The sequence below is a fragment of the Pantoea sp. App145 genome, from assembly GCF_047947045.1.
Lineage (GTDB): Bacteria > Pseudomonadota > Gammaproteobacteria > Enterobacterales > Enterobacteriaceae > Pantoea.
Genome location: NZ_CP133290.1, coordinates 2,911,753 through 2,931,657 on the forward strand (window position 1 = coordinate 2,911,753; position 19,905 = coordinate 2,931,657).

At 52.5% G+C, this 19,905-nt stretch carries 24 protein-coding genes; 8 read left to right on the forward strand and 16 right to left on the reverse strand.

The features are described from left to right. Positions 1-79 precede the first annotated feature (79 nt). The 6 genes from RCF31_RS13270 to lpxP all read right to left on the reverse strand — a co-directional run bounded on the left by RCF31_RS13270 (position 80) and on the right by lpxP (position 5,742). The gene (locus RCF31_RS13270) at positions 80-727 is read right to left on the reverse strand and encodes an oligosaccharide flippase family protein (RefSeq protein WP_416410934.1); all 648 of its coding nucleotides are present in this window, start codon (positions 725-727) and stop codon (positions 80-82) included. Between the two features lie 75 nt (positions 728-802). Beyond that, a complete protein-coding gene (locus RCF31_RS13275; protein WP_299449102.1) occupies positions 803-1,069 on the reverse strand; it encodes a hypothetical protein in 267 nt (88 codons plus the stop codon). A 436-nt stretch (positions 1,070-1,505) separates the two neighbouring features. Further along, positions 1,506-1,901, reverse strand: a complete 396-nt coding sequence (locus tag RCF31_RS13280; RefSeq protein WP_084878002.1) for a polyketide cyclase — start codon at positions 1,899-1,901, stop codon at positions 1,506-1,508. Positions 1,902-2,013: 112 nt separating this feature from the next. Further along, a complete protein-coding gene (locus tag RCF31_RS13285; protein ID WP_416413257.1) occupies positions 2,014-3,156 on the reverse strand; it encodes an alanine racemase in 1,143 nt (380 codons plus the stop codon). Positions 3,157-3,229: 73 nt separating this feature from the next. Continuing rightward, the gene (locus tag RCF31_RS13290; RefSeq protein ID WP_416410937.1) at positions 3,230-4,651 is read right to left on the reverse strand and encodes an efflux transporter outer membrane subunit; all 1,422 of its coding nucleotides are present in this window, start codon (positions 4,649-4,651) and stop codon (positions 3,230-3,232) included. Between the two features lie 167 nt (positions 4,652-4,818). After that, complete coding sequence (gene lpxP / locus RCF31_RS13295; protein WP_416410939.1) at positions 4,819-5,742, reverse strand: kdo(2)-lipid IV(A) palmitoleoyltransferase; 924 nt, start codon at positions 5,740-5,742, stop codon at positions 4,819-4,821. A gap of 461 nt (positions 5,743-6,203) precedes the next feature. On the opposite strand from lpxP, the gene RCF31_RS13300 reads away from it, so the two are divergent. Next, positions 6,204-6,731, forward strand: coding sequence for a hypothetical protein (locus tag RCF31_RS13300; protein WP_416410941.1), 528 nt, complete (start codon positions 6,204-6,206; stop codon positions 6,729-6,731). Positions 6,732-6,760: 29 nt separating this feature from the next. Here RCF31_RS13300 and RCF31_RS13305 read toward each other — a convergent pair whose 3' ends face one another. The 3 genes from RCF31_RS13305 to RCF31_RS13315 form a co-directional block, all read right to left on the reverse strand. Next, positions 6,761-7,342 carry a glycoside hydrolase family 19 protein gene (locus tag RCF31_RS13305; protein WP_416410943.1) on the reverse strand — a complete coding sequence of 194 codons (582 nt, stop codon included), beginning with the start codon at positions 7,340-7,342 and terminating at the stop codon, positions 6,761-6,763. A 17-nt stretch (positions 7,343-7,359) separates the two neighbouring features. Continuing rightward, positions 7,360-7,842 carry an Hcp family type VI secretion system effector gene (locus RCF31_RS13310; protein ID WP_416410945.1) on the reverse strand — a complete coding sequence of 161 codons (483 nt, stop codon included), beginning with the start codon at positions 7,840-7,842 and terminating at the stop codon, positions 7,360-7,362. Between the two features lie 415 nt (positions 7,843-8,257). Continuing rightward, positions 8,258-9,121, reverse strand: coding sequence for a YicC/YloC family endoribonuclease (locus RCF31_RS13315; protein ID WP_416410947.1), 864 nt, complete (start codon positions 9,119-9,121; stop codon positions 8,258-8,260). 150 nt (positions 9,122-9,271) lie between these two features. Between RCF31_RS13315 and RCF31_RS13320 the strand changes: the two genes are divergently transcribed. Beyond that, on the forward strand, positions 9,272-9,715 hold the full coding sequence (locus RCF31_RS13320) for a DUF3574 domain-containing protein (RefSeq protein ID WP_299449081.1): 444 nt from the start codon (positions 9,272-9,274) through the stop codon (positions 9,713-9,715). 31 nt (positions 9,716-9,746) lie between these two features. Here the strand turns inward: RCF31_RS13320 and RCF31_RS13325 are convergent, their stop codons facing one another. Next, positions 9,747-10,931 carry a NupC/NupG family nucleoside CNT transporter gene (locus RCF31_RS13325; protein WP_310617662.1) on the reverse strand — a complete coding sequence of 395 codons (1,185 nt, stop codon included), beginning with the start codon at positions 10,929-10,931 and terminating at the stop codon, positions 9,747-9,749. 146 nt (positions 10,932-11,077) lie between these two features. On the opposite strand from RCF31_RS13325, the gene rph reads away from it, so the two are divergent. Beyond that, positions 11,078-11,794: a ribonuclease PH gene (rph, locus tag RCF31_RS13330; protein WP_084877981.1), complete on the forward strand. Its 717-nt coding sequence runs from the start codon at positions 11,078-11,080 to the stop codon at positions 11,792-11,794. A gap of 49 nt (positions 11,795-11,843) precedes the next feature. After that, the gene (gene pyrE, locus RCF31_RS13335; RefSeq protein WP_084877978.1) at positions 11,844-12,485 is read left to right on the forward strand and encodes an orotate phosphoribosyltransferase; all 642 of its coding nucleotides are present in this window, start codon (positions 11,844-11,846) and stop codon (positions 12,483-12,485) included. A 79-nt stretch (positions 12,486-12,564) separates the two neighbouring features. Here pyrE and slmA read toward each other — a convergent pair whose 3' ends face one another. From slmA to coaBC, 3 genes are all read right to left on the reverse strand, one after another. Further along, positions 12,565-13,161, reverse strand: coding sequence for a nucleoid occlusion factor SlmA (slmA, locus tag RCF31_RS13340; protein ID WP_299449075.1), 597 nt, complete (start codon positions 13,159-13,161; stop codon positions 12,565-12,567). A 117-nt stretch (positions 13,162-13,278) separates the two neighbouring features. Then, positions 13,279-13,737: a dUTP diphosphatase gene (gene dut, locus RCF31_RS13345; RefSeq protein WP_313681761.1), complete on the reverse strand. Its 459-nt coding sequence runs from the start codon at positions 13,735-13,737 to the stop codon at positions 13,279-13,281. Beyond that, a complete protein-coding gene (coaBC, locus tag RCF31_RS13350) occupies positions 13,715-14,935 on the reverse strand; it encodes a bifunctional phosphopantothenoylcysteine decarboxylase/phosphopantothenate--cysteine ligase CoaBC (protein WP_416410951.1) in 1,221 nt (406 codons plus the stop codon). Before coaBC ends, dut begins: the two co-directional genes overlap by 23 nt. A 194-nt stretch (positions 14,936-15,129) precedes the next feature. Between coaBC and radC the strand changes: the two genes are divergently transcribed. The 4 genes from radC (at position 15,130) to mutM (ending at position 17,322) form a co-directional block, all read left to right on the forward strand. Then, the gene (gene radC, locus RCF31_RS13355) at positions 15,130-15,783 is read left to right on the forward strand and encodes a RadC family protein (protein ID WP_416410953.1); all 654 of its coding nucleotides are present in this window, start codon (positions 15,130-15,132) and stop codon (positions 15,781-15,783) included. A 244-nt stretch (positions 15,784-16,027) separates the two neighbouring features. Then, complete coding sequence (gene rpmB / locus RCF31_RS13360) at positions 16,028-16,264, forward strand: 50S ribosomal protein L28 (protein WP_013511031.1); 237 nt, start codon at positions 16,028-16,030, stop codon at positions 16,262-16,264. A gap of 11 nt (positions 16,265-16,275) precedes the next feature. Then, a complete protein-coding gene (gene rpmG / locus RCF31_RS13365) occupies positions 16,276-16,443 on the forward strand; it encodes a 50S ribosomal protein L33 (protein WP_001051798.1) in 168 nt (55 codons plus the stop codon). Between the two features lie 69 nt (positions 16,444-16,512). Next, entirely contained in the window at positions 16,513-17,322 is an 810-nt protein-coding gene (gene mutM, locus RCF31_RS13370) for a bifunctional DNA-formamidopyrimidine glycosylase/DNA-(apurinic or apyrimidinic site) lyase (RefSeq protein ID WP_299448556.1), read from the forward strand. Here mutM and coaD read toward each other — a convergent pair. Genes coaD through waaA form a run of 3 tightly spaced genes read right to left on the reverse strand, consistent with a single transcriptional unit; the run spans position 17,319 to position 19,851 of the window. Beyond that, positions 17,319-17,804 carry a pantetheine-phosphate adenylyltransferase gene (coaD, locus tag RCF31_RS13375; RefSeq protein ID WP_299448554.1) on the reverse strand — a complete coding sequence of 162 codons (486 nt, stop codon included), beginning with the start codon at positions 17,802-17,804 and terminating at the stop codon, positions 17,319-17,321. The genes mutM and coaD overlap by 4 nt on opposite strands. After that, complete coding sequence (locus tag RCF31_RS13380) at positions 17,801-18,577, reverse strand: glycosyltransferase family 2 protein (protein ID WP_416411156.1); 777 nt, start codon at positions 18,575-18,577, stop codon at positions 17,801-17,803. The genes coaD and RCF31_RS13380 overlap by 4 nt, the downstream gene beginning before the upstream one ends. After that, entirely contained in the window at positions 18,577-19,851 is a 1,275-nt protein-coding gene (waaA, locus tag RCF31_RS13385; RefSeq protein WP_313681771.1) for a lipid IV(A) 3-deoxy-D-manno-octulosonic acid transferase, read from the reverse strand. Before waaA ends, RCF31_RS13380 begins: the two co-directional genes overlap by 1 nt. Positions 19,852-19,905: the final 54 nt, after the last annotated feature.

A 19,905-nucleotide genomic window follows, 5' to 3' on the forward strand; every position in this document is an offset into this window, starting at 1 on the left:
AAGAAAAAAGCGTGCTGGCTAGCAGCACGCGAACGCATCTTCTCAGATGCCCAGAGCCCACCATACAGACTTGTTTTTATTATCCGTTTCTTGCTCGCACATCGGCGAAGCTTTTCAGGCTAAAACGGTACTCTGGCTGAAACCAGGAGCGGCCGTAGTAGCAGTAGACCAGCATGCGGATTGAAACCATCGCCAGGTAGCCCCAGATGGCGCACAGCACAGAGGGTGTCAGCCAGACGGTAAACAGCGTCACGCCCAAACCCACCAGCACCGATGATGTTTCCGTAAACGCAATCCGTGAGAATTGTTTTTCCCGTTGTAATATGGCGCGATAATGTTGCCCCTGGGGAATAATGATAAAAATTACCGATATCATTTCCAACATAACTGCCAACTCAGGTTGGTTCATCATGCGGCTAAAAATATCACTACCAATAAACAGTACGGCGAAAATTAACAATCCGAATAATACATTGCCCCAATATAATACGGAGAGATCGCTTTCGCTTAAATTCTGGTTTCTGATGGCTGAGTTACCAAATCCACGATCGGATAACGTATCAATAACCAATAAACAAGCGATAGCGATCGCAAGTAAATTTAATTCATTTGCCTGTAGTATTTGTGCCAGAAGGGACAGTTGTAATACACCAATACCGACAATTTTAATTGATGACAATATTGACCACTTGGTTGGGCCGGTCAGGCTTCTTTCTCGTATCGTCATAATCTGCTCGTTATGGTACATGTACCAGTGCAAATTGAGGGTCGCTCGGGCAGCAAGGCCAGAGCACAGATTTCATCAATGCAGCGAATCCTGGCGCAATCCTGAAATGCCTTTCAGCGATTGCCATGTAATGATGCATTCAATTAAATGATGTTCTGAACTTAAAAAGATGCCCCTGGTGTGTAATTGTTTTTGTGTCAGGGCAGTATCGCCTCCGGTCAGGAGGAAATCCGCCAGATCACAATAAAATCCTTTTTCATTATTATATTCTCCAACCAGAATCCGTCTGGCTATCTCAACGAATTCTTTTTCTGACAATAAAGGATAGGTTGAGCGGTCCATGTTATTACCCTGCTGTTGTTATTATTAAGTGCTGCTGTGTGTAAGGGAGTTATACCGTGTTTTATTTAAATTAACACCATAAGAAAACTCCTATAAATGAGACTCAGGAATAAATGGTTTCAGACTTTGCATCAGTATATATAAGCGCAGCGATATATTATTTATTAGTCTTTTTTGTCATTGCTCTGACCGACTAAAAGCATCAATTTGCTCTGCTCAAAAAAATGATGAAAAATCAGCGAGGCTGGGCCAGGTCGCTGGCTTCCACACCAGGAATTTTCCTGGTGTGGAACCGTTAGCCAGACTGGTGATTAGCAGGGAAGGCAGCCATAAAAAGTACGGAACTATTAAACGCTTTGCTGTAAAAAAATTGTTTAATCGTGCCGATTACGACCAACTTAAACCTAAGTGGGTGGCCGTTTATAATTTATTGATTCTAATGGGTTAATAAGTGAAGGAGGTTATCCAGATCACGTTTAACCCAGGCCACATCCTGTGCAAACTTCTCATCAGACATCAGTGGCTGGCGATAAACCACCATCACCACCTCGGCACCCTGTTCATTAGCAATCACCCGCATAGGCATATAGATCTCTTTACCGATGCCGGTATCAATCCAGTGATCCATCACCCCAAAGGGGTTATACGGTGTAAAACGAATCTTCACCGTGCCTTCCGGTCCTTTGGCTTTCCAGACATTCCCTTCCTGCGTTAGCGTGCTGCTACTTAGCCCGCTCGCCCATTTCGCGAAAAACTCAGGTTTCCAGATGGTTTCATATAAATCTAACCAGTTACGTGGAATGGTCAGAGTCACAGTCTGAGATGGCAGCATGGGACCTCCTGTTGAGCGAACAAAGGGGCATTAAAGCATGTGAAAACCGGGCTGGAAACGGCCCGGTTCTGGAAGTGTGGTGCAGAAGGTGTTTCCGGAAAAAGCGCAGCGGTTAAATGAACTTGCCGCGTCCTTCTATATTCAGCACTTCAGCCAGGCCGTCAGCATGGCGCAACACAAAGCGGTCGGACTGCGCAACCACGGCGCAGCTATGGTTGGGGAAGATGCGTAATAGCGTGCCGGGTGACGGAGCCTGTTGGCCGAATTGCAGGAATCCATGTTCCTCCGACAGTTTCACCACCTCAAACTGGTTACCCTGTTCATCAACCGCAATACCGAAGCCGCTGGCATTGGTGCCATGTGGGCCTTTATCTGAACTGAGCATCTTGGATCCGGCATCAATAATGGCGTAATGCGGGTTTACCGCCACAACACGGGTGACCACGCTTAATGCCAGTGCATCCGGTGAACACAACCCTAAACGCCATGCCGTCAGATCGAGCAGCGCATAGTTTCCCGGACGGATTTCATCCGTCCCTGGCGCCACCGGGGCTGCCAGAGCCGTAGGGGTAGAGCCGACGGAGACAGGACAGGGAGCAAACCCCGCAGCAATCAGACGTTGCTGAACATCACGCATCAGCGCGATTTCCTCCAGGGCGACCTCACCGATGGCAGCCGGATGACCGGCACCGTAGGCGTGGCCAGCGTGGGAAACCAGTCCGGCAAACGGCAGATGTGCATCGGTGATGGCTGCGGCCAGTGTCAGAGCGGCATCACTATGAGGATCAACCCCCACGCGATGCAATCCAACATCCACTTTGATGGCGATAGCCAGATCAGCAGACGGCTGCTGCTGGTGCGCCGCAGCAATTGCCGCCACGCCACTCAGGCTATCGGCAATGCAGGTAATCCGTGCCTGATTCTCCGCCGCGACCTGCAGCAACTCTGTCAGGGTCTCGGCGTACACAATCGGGTAAGCCAGCAGCAGGTCACGCTCTCCGCCTAAAATAAAGGCCACCCCTTCGCTCGGTTTGGAAACCGTAATGCCGCGAGCGCCAAGAGCGCGTTGTTGCCGGGCGATCCAGACACTTTTATGGGTTTTGATATGAGGCCGTAGCGCAACACCAGCCGCCTCGGCTTTTTGTTGCATCTGCTGGAGATTGTTTAGCAGTCGCGCTGCATCAATTTCCAGAAAGGGGGTAAGTCTGTCAGCAATAAGAGGCCGCAACCAGCCAGCCTCAGCATCGTGTTCCATCATGATTGTCCGCAGGTTAATCCACTGAGCGGACCATCATTCATCATCGCGCGGCAGAATGCCAGTCATGCGCTTAACTGTGTGGTGCAGTCTCGCTGTTCTGGAACCCGCCACCCAGATCTTCTATCAACACCACCGCCAGATTGATCTGCTGAGCTTTCAGCGCAGCCAGCTTCTGGTCAGATTCGATTAACTGATTCTGAATGGTCAGCACGTCAAGATAAGGACGCAGGCCCGCCGCATATTCACGATTCAGGTCGTCCCAGGAACTGTGAATCAGCTGATCGGCGCTTTCCTGCTGGGCCAACTGGTCCTGAATGGACTGCAACTGGGTGATGGTATCGCTGACATTACCCAGTGAGCTGATCAACAACTTGTTGTACTGCGCGACAGCCAGATCCCAGTTGGCGTTGCTTTCAGCTAAATCAGCGCGGCGTTTACCGGCATCGAAAATCGGCAGGGACAGGCTGGGTCCGACATTAAAGAAGCGACTCGGTGCACCGAACAAGGCATCGCCCAGCAGCGAACGTGTCCCGGCTTCCGCCACCAGGTTGATGTTGGGATAGAACTCGGTTTTGGTCGCGGCAATGTCTTTCGCCGATGCTTCTACACGCCAGCGTGCAGCCACCACATCCGGGCGACGGCCCAGCAAATCGGCGGGAATGCTACCCGGCAACAGGGCCGCGGTCGGGACATTCAGTTTCGCGGGTTTCAGGTTATGCCAGTAATCCGGCCCTTTGCCGATCAGGATGGAAAGCTGTATGCCCGCATCAGTCACGTTCTGCTGCGCTTCAGTCAGGGTTGCTTCGGCGGTTTTTTGCTGTGACAGCGCCTGCTTGTATTGATAGTCCGACGTCAGTCCGGCAGCAACATATTGCTGCTGGATCTTAGCAATGCCGTTGGCACGATCGGCGGCCTGTTTTGCCAGGTCGGCATTGGTCCAGGCCAGATTGAGGTTGTTCCAGGCGCGCGTTACGTTAGCGGCCAGAGTTAGCTGACTGGCCTGACGATCCAGCTCGCTGGCGCGAGCCTGACCAAGTGCAGCTTCAGCGGCATCTTTCTTCCCGCCCCATAAATCAAAGGTGTAGCTCAGGCCAACATTGGCAGTGCGCAGCGTGCTATAGCTTTTGCCCTGCAGCAGTGGATCGTCCACTTTTGCGATGCGTGAACGGGTGATACCGGCGTTGAGGTCAACATCCGGGTAACGTTCTGCGTTGGCGGCAATAACCTGCGCATTGGCTTTATCAGCCTGGGCGTTTACCACCTGCAAGTCCGGGCTGGAGGCCATCGCATCACCAATCAGGTGATTAAGCTGAGGATCGCCAAAGCTCTGCCACCACTGCGTTTTCGGCCAGTTGGCAGCGCTAAGATGCGCATTTTTCAATGTGTCTTGTGCCTGTAAGCTATTGGCATCAAGCACGTGGTTGCTGGTATGTAAGCCATGGGGATTAGCACAACCTGCCAGCAGCGCGCTGGCAACAGCAATTGCGAGCATTGCTTGCCGAGGTGAAGAAAAAAACAGAGTCATATGTTTGGTCAGGAAGAGGAAATGGTGACCATTACAAAAGGCTGTGCAAAATTTGACAAACCTGTTTTTCGTTAAGAATGGTTGTTAAATGTTTTTGGCAGGTAAATCAGCAGGCCGCAGCCTGCTGCATTCGATCAGACGTAGAGCGATGCTTCACCCGGTGGGCGGGTTTTGAAACGGCGATGCAGCCAGAGATATTGCTCCGGCGCACGCAGAATTTCGTGCTCGATCACTTTATTCATGTAAGCCGCAGCAGCGGACTCATCGTCATGCGGATAGTTTTCCAGTTCCGGTTGGATGATCAACTGGTAGCCGTTTTTGTGCGGGTTACGAATTAGCACGATAGTCAGCATCGCCGGACGTGCCAGGCGTGACAGCACAAAGGTACCGTTAGTGGTGGCGGCTTTCTCTACGGCGAACAGAGGAGCAAACACGCTGCCCTTCGGACCGTAATCCTGATCCGGTGCGAACCATACCGCTTCGCCTTGTTTCAGCGCCTGCACCATGCCGCGCAGATCGCGACGATCAATCATGGCTTTATTGGAACGCATACGGCCTTTGGTCTGCGCCCACTCCATCGCCTGATTGTTGTGCTTGCGGTACATCGCCATCATTGGCTGACACAACCCGGTGATGCGACCTCCCAGCTCCAGCGACATGAAATGCACGCCAATAACCATCACGCCACGTTTATGGTTCTGTGCCGTATGCAGGTTAGCCATGCCACTGACCTGGAACAACTGACGCACCCGGCGGTCGGACCAAAACCAGGCAATGCCGGTTTCCGCCAGCGCCATGCCCAGCGAGGCAAAGTTGCCCGCAATCATCATCTCTTTTTCTTCTTCACTGATGCGTGGGAAGCACAATTCAATGTTGCGACGGGTAATGCGCTCGCGGCGTTTCAGGAAGCGCCGTGACAGCTTGCCCGCGGTAGCGCCAAGACGAATCAGTATCGGATAAGGAAGCTGCACCAGCAGCCATAACACACCCAGCCCAAACCAGGTAAACCAGTAGCGCGGGTGGAGGAGTTTAGAGCAGAATTGCCCGGTTTTTTTCATAGCGCCTTCATGTGATAAGTGAATGTATCGCACAAAGAAGCAGGTCCATGAGTTCCCAAGGGCGGTACAGCAGTCTTACTTTTGACCGGAAGATTAGCAAATAGTGCCCCCAAAGAAACCTAAAGTCTGCAATCCAGATGATTGATCGGATTCATAGAACAGGGGATTTTCACGAATAGTTCAGGTGAGAATATAAAAATTTATCTTAATTTACAGTAAATTATGCCTTGCGCGGGTGATTCTTAGCGTAAGCGAAGCGGAGAAAAAATGTGCCATAAAGACATGAGTGGGTACGTATCTTTACGTATTATTTACGTTGCGCGATGAAAAAAAATCGACTAGCGAATAGAAATACGGCTGATTTCGCACAAAGACCAGATAAAGCTTGGGGCGATGAGCACAGAAATGCGCGTTAGTGGATGGTATTCTTGAGTCCGGTCTACTATGAGGGATTATAGGAAATGAAAAAGGGTATGTTGATAGCTATGCTGCTGGTGCTTTCAGGCACGGGCCAGGCGGCGGAGAAAGTATTCACCGGGCCGGATTGTTCGAGGGATACGGATGGGAGGATATTCGGAGGGCTTTGGGATAGTTTTTCAGCTGATGATTCAGGTTATAAGAAATATGCTGATATTCTTGTGAAAAAAGGCACAGTATTAAAAGTAACCCGTTTGTCTTCTGAAAAAATAAGCAAAGAAGAGGCTGAACGGTTGATGTATCGTCGGGCGAAAAGAAACGGTTATTCGCAGGCAGACATTGATAAAGGTGGCAGTAAAGTTCAATATCTTAAAATGGATCTATACAGGCAATATTATCTTGTTGATTCAAATAAAGGCTTTAAGGCTATCGCTGAATATTATTCAGCTGTGGCTAAAGGAAATTGGCCTGAAGATGATAAGGATGCTCAGGCCTGTGGGGTTGATTTGGAAAACATCTATATCATCTCAGATACGATCGACGGCCATACTGAGGATTTTGCGACCAGGTAAAAGGATAAAGGGACATTGTCCCTTTATCTTCAGATATGTAGCATGCCTTTAATTCTCTTCAGAGCGTTTTCTCGAGCTTCCTTCCCGTTATACCCACCGTTGACGAGATAAGTTATTCTTTCAAAGTTATCTGCATCGGCAAGTTTATTTAACTCCTTGGAATCCCAAAATTCACAAGCGGTTCTGACTGCCAGTGAATAATTACTGGCAACCCTCTCAGGATATTCAATCAGATTTTCATCTAATATTCGGCTTAATTTCTGGTAATTATCGCGCCCGGTCAGATGCAGTAACCCTCTGCCGATATACTTCGGACCATCACCGGGAAAGTGGTTGCCCACTCGCTGTCCGGCCCGTGTATCAGGTTCGTATTCTTTACCGCCACGCGCGGGGTACTCCGTCATGGCGGTAAAGTCAGCTGTTTCCGCACAGGATTGCGCCAGAAAGTGTGCTATCCGAAGTTTTGTTGTGATGCTATAAGCTGGAAACCAGCAGTTCATCGCCGGAGCAAGTCCCTGAATATTGGCGTTCTGGGCGTCCCGCTTTTGCAGGTTGCTTCTGTAGGGCAAAGCGATACTGTGCAGCAATTCTGGGGTAATCTGGATGTTCATGTGCGTGAATCTCCTTTTCAGATCTCGCGGTTTTCCTTGATGTTCCAGCCCGTAGAGGTCTGCGGGCCTTTCCCGCCGTTGGCAGCCTGCTCCCAATAGGCATAATTGATTTTTGCTGCCTGAAAGCCGTAGCGCATAGCTATACCGTCTGGTCCCTGACTGCCGCTGAAATTAATATCGGTAACCAGCACATCCTCCAGGGTAATCAGGCAATATTCCATTTGCGTTCCACCTGCCTTACAGCTGACCACTTCCACTTTGCTGATATGCTTGCCACTGGCGCAATATTTCAATAGCGGAGGTGTAGCGCGATCAATGTAGGCGACGACGCTGAGATCTTTAAAACTCACCTTACCAGCCCCTCCGCCTCCTCCGGTATGCATATTGCCAGATTGGGATGCTCCCCAGGTGAAATACAGAATATCGATCCAGCCCTGATGGTCTGCATCCTGAGATTCGCCACTGATACCATCGACACGCATAAATAAGCTTGATGCCATGCTTAAACTCCTTTTTATTAATAAACGCGTTAAGAACAAATAGAATTGACAGGTGAATGAGAAAGTCATCTTTGAGCTATGATGGTATTTCAGGTGTCAGAGTACAGCAAGGGTTGTGAGTTTGTTAATTACCTTGATGTTTTTCTGAATATGATGCGTGGTAAAATGTTCTACTAATACCTGTGGGGCCAGATTTCCGTGGTGTAAGGACATTTCCGTTAATTTCAATAATCAATTTTATTTTGTTGGTTCATGAGTTTGTCATGAATTTATCAGTCGTGCATCATTTCGGGTGGAATGAGAGAATATATCTGCCTTTGATTTTTATTTTGTCTATCAGGTATTGTTGTTTGTTTTATTAAAAATATAAAACCCACTAAAAAGTGGGTTTTAGCGATTAAATCTCTGTAATTTCTTATTCGATATTCTGAATCTGCTCACGCATCTGCTCAATCAACACTTTCAGCTCAATCGCGGAGGCTGTGATATCCGCATTAATTGATTTTGATGCCAGCGTATTCGATTCGCGGTTGAACTCCTGCATCATAAAGTCGAGGCGACGGCCAACCGCTTCCTTCTTCTTCAGGATGTTGAACGTTTCTTTTACGTGTGCATCGAGGCGATCCAGTTCTTCAGCCACATCAATGCGCTGTGCCATCATCACCAGTTCCTGCTCCAGACGATTGTTTTCCAGCTGGACTTCGGCTTCTTCCAGTTTGGTGACCAGACGCTCGCGCTGCCACTTCAGTACTTCCGGCATTTGCGTCCGTACTTTGCTGACTTCCTGGTTTACGCCATCAAGACGTTGTTCGATCAACGTTTTCAGCGCAGCGCCTTCTGTTTCACGTGCGGTGATAAAGTCATCCAGCGCACCGTCCAGTGCCGCCAGCAGTTCAGCATTGATGGCGTCGAGATCCTGCTCTTTGGCGGACATCACGCCCGGCCAGCGCAGGATATCCAGCGGATTGATTGCACCTTCATCACTCTGCAATTTGACCCAGTTAGCCGCCTGAACCAGCTGTTTTGCCAGCGATTCGTTCAGAATCAGTTCGCCTTGTGAACCTGGATCGGCATCGAAACGCAGGTTGCACTCGATCTTGCCGCGCGTCAGCCGATTGCGGATGCGCTCGCGAATCACTGGCTCCAGGCTGCGGAACTGCTCCGGCAGGCGGATGTAGGTTTCAAGGTAGCGCTGGTTAACGGAACGTAGCTCCCAGGCGGCGCTGCCCCAGTGGCCTTTGGCTTCGCGACGTGCATAAGCGGTCATACTACGGATCATAAGCGATACTCGTGTGAAGAAAATTTAGTGAATTATAGCGAGGTACGCTTTGGCATGACAGGTAAAAGCCTGCAATACAGGCGCTAAGCGCTGGCCTTTTCGTACCAGAGACCTATGATAGCGACGGGCATTCAGTTCAGGGAAATCTGTATGGCAACAAAATTTATCACATCTTTTGCATTGGCATTGCTGCTGGCAGGCTGCCAGACACATCCCACCACAATAACGCAATCGGCACCGACCAGTACGCCAATGCCGGTTTGTGCCGGTGGTGACATGATGATGCAGACCACATTGTGGTTCGGCATGAGTAAGCCACAGGGGGGAACGGTGAGTGAGCAGGAGTGGCAACACTTTGTCGATAGTGATGTGACGCCGCGTTTCAAAGATGGGCTCTCAGTCTATAACGCGAAAGGACAGTGGCTGGGGGAGAATGGCAAGCTGGCGCGTGAAAACAGCAAAGCGCTGATGCTGATTCATACGCCAGATCGCGCCAGCTCAGACAACATCAACGCATTGCGCGATATCTACAAAAAACGCTTCAGTCAGGAATCGGTGATGCGTGTTGATGGCCTGGTTTGCGTTGGCTTCTAAGAAAATGGCGACTCAGGGTCGCCATTATTTATCAGATAAACAATCCGGCAAAGGCCGCCGAAAGCAAACTGACCAGCGTTGAACCGTATACCAGTTTCCAGCCAAACCGCGATACAACATTACCCTGCGCTTCGTTCAGCCCTTTAATCGCACCGGCGACAATACCGATTGAGGCAAAGTTAGCGAACGATACCAGGAACACCGACAAAATCCCCAGACCGCGTGGCGTCATCTCTGCAGCTACTTTCTTCAACTCGATCATAGCCACAAACTCATTCGCCACCAGTTTGGTCGCCATGATGCTGGCTGCCTGCAAAGCATCGGCCGATGGAATGCCGATCAACCAGGCAAACGGATAAAACACATAACCGAGTAACTGCTGGAAGCTGTAGCCAAATACGGCGGCGAACAGCGCGTTCACGGCAGCAATCAGCGCAATAAAGCCAATCAGCATCGCCAGAATAATCATCGCGACTTTGAAACCAGCGAGAATGTATTCGCCCAGCATTTCAAAGAAACTCTGATCCTCATGCAATTTATCCAGTGCGATATGTTCTTCGTCCTGGGCACGCGTTGGGTTGATGATCGACAGGATGATAAAGGTACTGAACATATTCAGCAGCAGCGCGGCAACGACGTATTTTGCCTCGATCATCGTCATATACGCGCCAACGATGGAGAGCGACACGGTAGACATTGCCGTTGCTGCCATGGTGTAGAGGCGGGGTGCGGAAATATCGCCCAGGATGCCTTTATAGGCGATGAAGTTTTCTGACTGGCCCAGAATCAATGTGCTGACAGCATTGAAAGATTCCAGCTTGCCCATGCCGTTGACCTTCGACAGCAGGGTGCCCACCAGGCGAATCAGCAGCGGCAGAATGCGCCAGTGTTGCAGAATGCCGATCAGCGCAGAAATAAACACAATCGGGCAAAGTACGCCGAGGAAAATAAATGCGAGGCCCTGTTTGCTCATGCCACCAAACACGAAATCGCTGCCCTGTGCGGCGAACGTCAGCAGGGTTTCGAAGAAGCCACCGACGGAGCTAACCACCGCCAGGCCACTGGCGGAGTGCAGGAAAAACCAGCCCAGCGCTGCTTCCACCAGCAGCAATTGAATAATAAAACGCGGACGAATTTGTTTGCGGTCATGACTGACCAGCAGCGCGAGGGCAAAGATCACCACCAGCGCCAGCAGGAAATGGAGTATCGCTGTCATCATTTATCTTTTTTTAAGAGGGAAAGCGCGCATTTAGCCACAGTGCGGGCAGAATTTCATCTGTGATTGTGCCGCCGCAGGACAGGACAGCCGCGGAGGAAGTCCGTATAATGCGCAGCCAAACCTAAGTAAGCCGGAGAGAAACCATGCGTCCAGCAGGCCGACACGTCAACCAGGTGCGTCCCGTCACCCTCACTCGTCACTATACCAAACATGCCGAAGGCTCGGTTCTTGTTGAGTTCGGCGAAACCAAAGTGCTGTGCACTGCCACCGTTGACGAAGGCGTACCGCGTTTCCTCAAAGGTCAGGGGCAGGGCTGGGTAACAGCCGAATACGGTATGCTGCCGCGTTCTACTCACAGCCGTATGGCGCGTGAAGCGGCCAAAGGTAAGCAGGGGGGTCGCACGCTGGAGATTCAGCGTCTGATCGCCCGTTCACTGCGTGCTGCAGTGGATTTGCAGGCGCTGGGCGAATACACCATCACGCTGGATTGTGACGTGATTCAGGCTGACGGTGGCACGCGCACCGCGTCCATTACCGGTGCCTGTGTGGCATTGGCTGATGCGCTGAATAAGCTGGTGGCCGATGGCAAACTGAAAGCCAGCCCGTTAAAAGGCATGGTTGCCGCCATTTCTGTTGGCATCGTTGAAGGCGAAGCCCGTTGCGATCTTGAGTACGTGGAAGACTCCGCCGCCGAGACCGATATGAACGTGGTGATGCTGGAAGATGGCCGCATGATTGAAGTGCAGGGTACCGCAGAAGGCGAGCCGTTCAGTCATGAAGAGTTGCTGGAGTTGCTGGCGCTGGCGCGCGGCGGGATTGAGCAGCTGATTCAGACGCAGAAAGCGGCATTAGCAGATTGATGTAACAGGCGACCACAGAGTCGCCTTTTCTTTATTTGAGGAGTGAGAAATGAAAGCCTGGCAGCGTCAGTTTATTGAGTTCGCCCTGAACAAAGGGGTATTGAAGTTTGGTGAGTTTACCCTGAAATCGGGGCGCAAAAGTCCTTATTTCTTCAATGCCGGTCTGTTTAATACCGGGCGCGATTTGGCGTTATTAGGCCGTTTTTACGCTCAGGCGCTGGTGGACGGTGGGGTTGATTTTGACCTGCTGTTTGGCCCGGCCTACAAAGGCATCCCGATTGCCACGACCACGGCCGTCGCGCTGGCCGATCACCATGACCGCGATGTGCCTTACTGCTTTAACCGCAAAGAAGCGAAAGATCACGGCGAAGGTGGTTTGCTGGTTGGTAGCCCGTTGCAGGGGAAAGTGATGCTGGTGGATGACGTTATCACCGCCGGTACCGCGATTCGTGAATCCATGGATATCATCAATGCTCACAACGCCACCCTGGCTGGTGTGCTGATTTCCCTTGATCGCCAGGAGCGAGGCCGCAGCGATATCTCCGCGATTCAGGAAGTGGAACGCGATTATGGCTGTAAGGTGACGGCGATTATTACTCTGGCCGAGTTAATTGATTATCTGGAAGAGAAACCGGAGATGGCGGACCACCTGGCGAAGGTGCGTGCGTATCGTAAAGAGTACGGGATTTAATCATCCGTAGCGGCGCGATTTATCGCGCGGTTTTTGCAAGGATGCGCAATAAATTGCGCCGCTACGGTATGAGCCAGGTTTAAACCAGTTGCGCCGCCAGCAACGGCCAGCGGATATCAAAATCCGCCGTGGGGCGATAGCGAAATTCAGAGCGAACATAGCGCGACAGCAACCCTTCGCAAAAGGCCAGTAGCTGGCTGGCAAGCAGGGTTTCATCGGTCTGGAAGCCCTCGCCATCACGCATCTTCTTCTCTTTCATCACCTGACGCAGCTGCACTTCAATACGTTCGAACAGCTGATTGATGCGCCCCTGCAGGCGATCCTGTTCAAACATCAGCGCGTGGCCCGTCAGAATACGCGTCAGCCCTGGATTACGCTCACCAAATCCCAGAATCAGTTGCACGATTAAACGCAGGCGTGCTTCCGTTTCTTTTTCATCTTTCAGGATCAGATTGATGCGCGTAATCAGGCTGTCTTCAATAAACTCGATCAGGCTGTCAAACATACGCGTTTTGCTGGGAAAGTGACGATAAAGCGCCGCTTCAGAAACGCCTACATTCGCCGCCAGTTTCGCGGTGGTGATACGCTGGCTGCCATCGCTTGACTCCAGCATTTGCGCCAGTGCCTGCAAAATTTCTTCGCGTCGGTTCCGTTTCGCGACCTTTTTTTCTGCCATGACCTTCAAGACCCCTGAAATTCACCAAAAACAGGCAACACTCACACTTCTGCCCGGTGTCCAGTGCACACAGAGCGGAAAAGAAAAAAGGGCAGAGGCGTGAGCGAAAAGCGCGTGTTACTGACGGCCAGAGTGACCGAAGCCGCCCGCGCCACGCACGCTGGCGTCAAAATCTTCCACCAGATTGAATTCAGCCTGAACCACGGGCACGAATACCAGCTGGGCCAGACGGTCGCCCGGCTGGAGAGTGAAGCTGTCCTGACCACGGTTCCATACCGAAACCATCAGTTGCCCCTGGTAATCTGAGTCGATCAGACCGACCAGGTTACCCAGCACGATGCCATGCTTATGACCGAGGCCGGAGCGTGGCAGAATCACCGCGGCAAGGCTGGGATCGCCAATATGGATGGCGAGGCCGGTTGGCACCAGCACGGTGCTGCCTGGGGTGATTTCCAGCGCTTCATCCAGACAGGCGCGTAAATCCAGTCCGGCTGAACCCGAGGTTGCATAAGTTGGCAGTGGAAACTCGGTTCCCACACGCGCATCAAGAATCTTAACGTCGATTTTTTTCATCATAACGGCTGACAATCTCGTCTAATAATTGTTGGCCAAGGAGCGTCTTATCACTGAGCGGTAAGACTTTCTCTCCTTCCTGCCAAAAAAGGTGAAGAGCATTGGTGTCGCTATTGAACCCCTGGCCCGCTTTTGCCACATCGTTGGCGCAAATCAGGTCGAGATTTTTTCGTACCCGTTTTTGCCGCGCGTATTCTTCCACATTACGGGTTTCGGCGGCAAACCCGACGACATAAGGTCGCCCTGCTTTAAGTGCTGCCACACCGGCCACGATGTCGGGGTTCTTCACCAGTTGCAGCGTGACGTTATCATCGCCACCCTGTTTTTTGATTTTCTCCGCGGCAATATTTGCCGCCCGGTAGTCTGCCACGGCTGCGCTGGCAATGAAAATATGTTGTTGGCTGATTTGCGCCATCACCGCCGCCTCCATCTCCTGAGCGGTGGTGACATCAACACGTTGCACCCATGCCGGCGTCGGCAGCGAAACCGGTCCGGCCACCAGCGTCACTTTCGCGCCACGTTTTGCCGCTGCTGCAGCAATGGCAAAACCCATTTTGCCCGAGCTGTGATTGGTGATGTAGCGTACCGGATCCAGCGCCTCACGGGTCGGGCCGGCGGTGATCATAATGTTGAGATGTTGCAGATCGTTGACGGGCGACGCCCATTCCAGCGCATGTGCCACAATGGCCAACGGGTCGAGCATGCGGCCAGGGCCGATATCGCCACAAGCCTGGCTGCCGCTGTCTGGCCCCCAAATCAGTACGCCACGCGCATGCAGACGTTGCAGATTCTCCTGAGTCACGGCAGCGCGATACATTTGCTGGTTCATGGCGGGTACCACCGCGATGGGGGCCGCCGTCGCCAGACAGGTGGTGGTCACCAGGTCATTAGCCATGCCTGCGGTAACGCGGGCAATCAGATCGGCGGTGGCGGGGGCCAGCACAATCAGGTCTGCCCATTTTGCCAGCTCGATATGGCCCATCGCGGCCTCAGCCGCCGGGTCGAGCAGATCGTCAAACACCGGATAACCGGACACCGCTTGCAGGCTGAGTGGCGTGATAAAGGCTTTGGCCGCCTCCGTCATCATCACACGCACATCGGCACCGCGATCGCGCAAGCGTCGCACCAATTCCGGCGCTTTATAAGCGGCGATGCCGCCACTGACACCCAGCAGAATTTTCTTTCCAGCTAATCCCGTCATTTTAATCGCCTCAACTCAAAGCAGGTTGCCGTGGCCCGGCACGACAGATGCAGCAACTTTACCACAAAATCGCCGGGTCCCCTTTTCCACTGCCTGCGGCCTTTGCGAGGCGGCTCTGAAAACGTCTTTAACTCTCTGGTTTTCATTGTGCCTGGCAAGCAGGATAGTCGCTATGCAGGGGAGAGGAGGTGAAAATGGAACTGGCACCACGAGAGAAGCTGGCGTTACATGGGGCTGAAGCATTAGATGATGAGGAACTGCTGGCGATTTTTTTGCGTACCGGTTCATGTGGCGTCAGCGTGATGCTGTTGGCGCGGCAGATGCTGAATGAATTTGGCTCTCTGTACGGCATTATGAGTGCCAGCAAAGAGGAGATGGCAGGTGTTAAGGGTGTTGGTATGGCCAAGATGGCGCAGCTTCAGGCAGTGGCTGAGACGGCCAGGCGTTTTTTTGCCAGCCAGCTGGCGCGTGAAAATGTGATGGATAATCCTCAGGTCACGCATCACTATCTGCAAAGTGTGCTGGCACATCAGGAACGAGAAATCTTTATGGTACTTTTTCTCGATAATCAGCACCGTGTATTGCAGGCGCAGAAAATGTTTTCCGGTTCGATAAGCAGCGTTGAAGTCCACCCTCGCGAAATTGTACGTGAGGCGCTAAAACTCAACGCGGCTGCGGTGATTCTGGCGCATAATCACCCCTCCGGTTCTGCCGAACCCAGCCGGGCTGACCGTGAAATTACCGAAAGAATCACCAGAGCGTGTTCGTTGCTGAATATCCGATTGCTTGATCATCTGGTGATCGGTCACGGCGAGTTTATCTCTTTTGCTGAGCGTGGCTGGCTGTAATTTTGGGCGCTAAACTTGAAGAAACGGTGTGTTTTTACCCGATCCAGAGGGATCTTTATTTGTTCGGGACTTGAGCACCAGCGCTGACCGGCGTATACTACGCCACCTTTGAGAATCTCGGGTTTGGCGTTTGGGCCAGCTTAGCGGGTTCACATGGAACTCGCCTGGGCGGGCTAAGGCCTGACGAGGCGGCCAAAACCTATGTTTTTAAAGCTCGAGCTGATTTGATTTTTGGAGAATAGACATGTCACGAGTCTGCCAGGTAACTGGAAAGCGTCCGGTGACCGGTAACAACCGTTCCCACGCATTGAACGCGACGAAACGCCGTTTCCTGCCGAACCTGCACTCACACCGTTTCTGGGTTGAGAGCGAGAAGCGCTTCGTTACTCTGCGTGTATCTGCTAAAGGTATGCGTGTTATTGATAAGAAGGGCATCGATACGGTTCTGGCCGAAATCCGCGCCCGTGGTGAGAAGTACTAAGGAACTGAATCATGGCTAAAGGTATTCGTGAGAAGATCAAGCTGGTTTCCTCTGCTGGTACAGGTCACTTCTATACCACCACGAAGAACAAACGTACTAAACCTGAGAAACTGGAACTGAAAAAGTTCGATCCGGTTGTACGTCAGCACGTGATCTACAAAGAAGCTAAAATTAAGTAATTTTAGTGTTCTGCGAAAAACCCGGCTTCGGCCGGGTTTTTTGTTTCTGCGGTTCGTTGAGGAGATGAGATGCCTGAATTACCAGAGGTAGAAACCAGCCGACGCGGTATCGAGCCCCACATGGTGGGCGAAACCATTCTGCATGCCGTCGTACGCAATTCCCGTCTGCGCTGGCCGGTTTCCAGTGAAATCCACGCGCTGAGCGACCAGCCGGTTCTGAGCGTGCAGCGTCGCGCGAAATATCTGCTGCTGGAGTTGCCCACTGGTTGGATCATCATTCACCTTGGCATGTCCGGTAGCCTGCGTATGTTGCCTGGCGAAATGCCCGCAGCGAAACATGACCACGTTGATTTGGTGATGAGCAACGGCAAAGTGCTGCGCTACACCGATCCACGCCGTTTTGGTGCCTGGCTGTGGAGTAACGACTTAGCGGGCAGCAGTGTACTGGCGCATCTCGGCCCTGAACCGCTGAGCGATGATTTTGATGGCGACTATCTGTTTGAAAAATCGCGTGGCAAACGCACGGTGATTAAGCAGTGGCTGATGGATAACAAAGTAGTGGTGGGCGTCGGTAATATTTACGCCAGCGAATCGTTGTTCACTGCCGGGATCATTCCCGATCGTCCGGCCATGAGTCTGAGCAAAGAAGAAGCCATGCTGCTGGCAAATACCATTAAGGCTGTGTTGCTGCGTTCGATTGAACAGGGCGGCACCACGCTGCGTGATTTCCTGCAAACCGACGGTAAGCCCGGTTATTTTGCTCAGGAATTACAGGTATATGGTCGGGCTGGCGAGCCATGCCGTGTCTGTGGCACGCCAATCGTCAGTGGGAAGCATGGGCAACGCAGCACCTTCTGGTGTCCGCGCTGCCAGCATTAAGGCTGCGCCAGCTTGCTGAGCAGCGCCTGATGGACCACGGCAGGCAGAAATGCCTGCACATCTCCCTGGTGACGCGCCACTTCTTTGACCAGCGAAGAAGAGACAAACGAGAACCCTTCCGACGGCATCAAAAACACGCTTTCGAGGGTGGGGAGCAGATGGCGATTCATCTGCGCCAGCTGTAGCTCATATTCGAAATCAGACACCGCTCGCAGACCACGTACCAGCACGTTAGCCTGCTGCGCTTTGGCAAAGTTTGCCATCAGGTCGCTGAAACCAATCACCTCAACATTACCCAGATGGGCCGTGACCTGGCGTGCCATATCAACACGCTCATCAAGGCTGAACAGCGGTTTTTTACTCGGGCTGGCGGCAATCGCGACCACGATGTGGTCAAACATCTGTGCTGCGCGCGTGACAATATCCATATGGCCGAGAGTAAAGGGATCGAAAGTGCCGGGGTAAATCGCTTTGGTGCTCATACGCGGCCTTGTGTTGAGGTGTGATGGAGCGCCCAGAGCGCCGAATATTTGTTGAAGGTATACTGTGCGTTGACCACCGCCAGAATCCAGCCTTGTTTACCATCAAGAAAACCTGCACGTAGCAGCAGGGTTTTCAGGAAGGCGCCCAATGTATGGCTAAAGATGGAGAACAGCCCGCACCGTTTACCACGCTGAAAACGCTCCTGCGCCCAGGCTTCGGCATAATTCAGCTGCTTACGCTGGAACGCCACTAAATCGCGGCAGGTGAGATGCTGTAAATCACCCGGCAGGACGACCACGGGTGCGCCCTGGGTTTCCAGCGACTCATGCACCAGATTGTCGTTGTAGCTCAGATGGCGTGGATAGAGACGCATCACGCGATCCGGATACCAGCCACTATGGCGCATAAAACGGCCAAGAAACAGGTTGCTGCGGCTCAGGCTATAAACGGTGTTTGCCGGAGGTTGTTGCAGAACCTGCTCGATAGCACTGCGCAGCGGCGCGGTGACACGCTCATCGGCATCGATCATCAGAATCATATCGCCGCTGGCTTTCGCCTGTGCACGCTGACGTTGTTTGCCAAACCCGGCCCAGGCTTCGGCCTGATAAACCTGCGCACCGTGCTGGCGGGCGACGTCTGCGGTCGCATCATGGCTACCGGAATCCAGCACAATGATCTCATCCGCCCAGCTAACGGAGGCCAGTGCCTCCGGCAGCAATGCAGCTTCATTTTTAGCGATCATTACCACGGAGAGGCGTTGGCGTTGCGACATTAGTGGGCTCGCGGCGGTAAATGGGGTTCGAGTAACTGTAGCAGACGCTGTAATGCGCCCTGGTTTTGGTGCAGCACTTCCACCGCGTGGCGGCCATAATAACGGCGGTAGTCATCATCCTGTAGCAGGTTGGCGACCTCTTTCTCCAGCGACACGACATCAGTAACCGTAATCAGCCCCTCGGCCTGTTGCAGCCTGGCGCAGATATCTTTGAAGTTCCAGATGTGCGGCCCCATCAGGACGGGAATAGCGTGAGCAGCGGGTTCGAGTGGATTATGCCCACCACGTTCCACCAGGCTGCCGCCAACAAAGGCCAGATCGGCAATGCCGTACAGCAGCATCAGTTCGCCCATGGTATCGCCAATCACTACCTGGGTAGCGCTGGATGGGATTTCGCCGCTGCTGCGCAATGTAAAGCTGAAACCGCGTTTTTGCGTCAGTTCACAGGCATCTTTAAAACGTTCCGGATGACGTGGCACCAGAATCAGCAGCAAATCAGGGAACTGCGCCAGCAGACGACGATGCGCATCAAGCACAATCGCTTCTTCACCATCGTGGGTGCTGGTGGCGATCCATACCGGACGACGCGGTGCCCACTGACGACGCAGTGTGACAGCTTTGGCAGCCAGTTCTGGTGTGACGGAAATATCAAACTTCAGGCTACCGGTCACCGCGAGATGCGAGCGCTTCAACCCAAGGCTGAGAAAACGGTCACCATCTTCCTCATTCTGCGCAGCAATCAGCGTGATACTTTGCAGCAGGTCGCGCATAAAGCCACCCAGCTTCTTGTAGCCTTTGGCGGAGCGTTCGGACAGGCGTGCGTTGGCAATCACCAGCGGAATCTGGCGCTGATGCAGAATACGAATAATGTTCGGCCACAGCTCAGTTTCCATGATGATCACCAGCCGTGGGTTGACCGTATCAAGGAAGCGATTGATGGCGCCCGGCAGATCGTACGGCAGGTAGACGTGATGCACGTCTTTACCAAATGCCGATTGTGCGCGCTCTGAACCCGTCGGGGTCATGGTGGTGACGGTGATCGGCAGGGTCGGATAGCGATGACGCAGCGCACGCACCAGCGGAACGGCGGCGAGGGTTTCTCCCACCGAGACGGAATGCAGCACAATACCGTTCGGCTCGACCTTGCCACTGCAATAGCCATAGCGTTCCGCCCAGCGCTTACGATAGGCCGGGGCTTTTCGACCGCGCAGCCACAGGCGCAGCCAGATAAAAGGCTGGATCAGATAGAGCAGGGCTGTGTATAGAGTCGTCATAGTTATCGTTACGACAGGTTCGCGTCAAAAAGCATAAGAAATCAAGATGGCGGC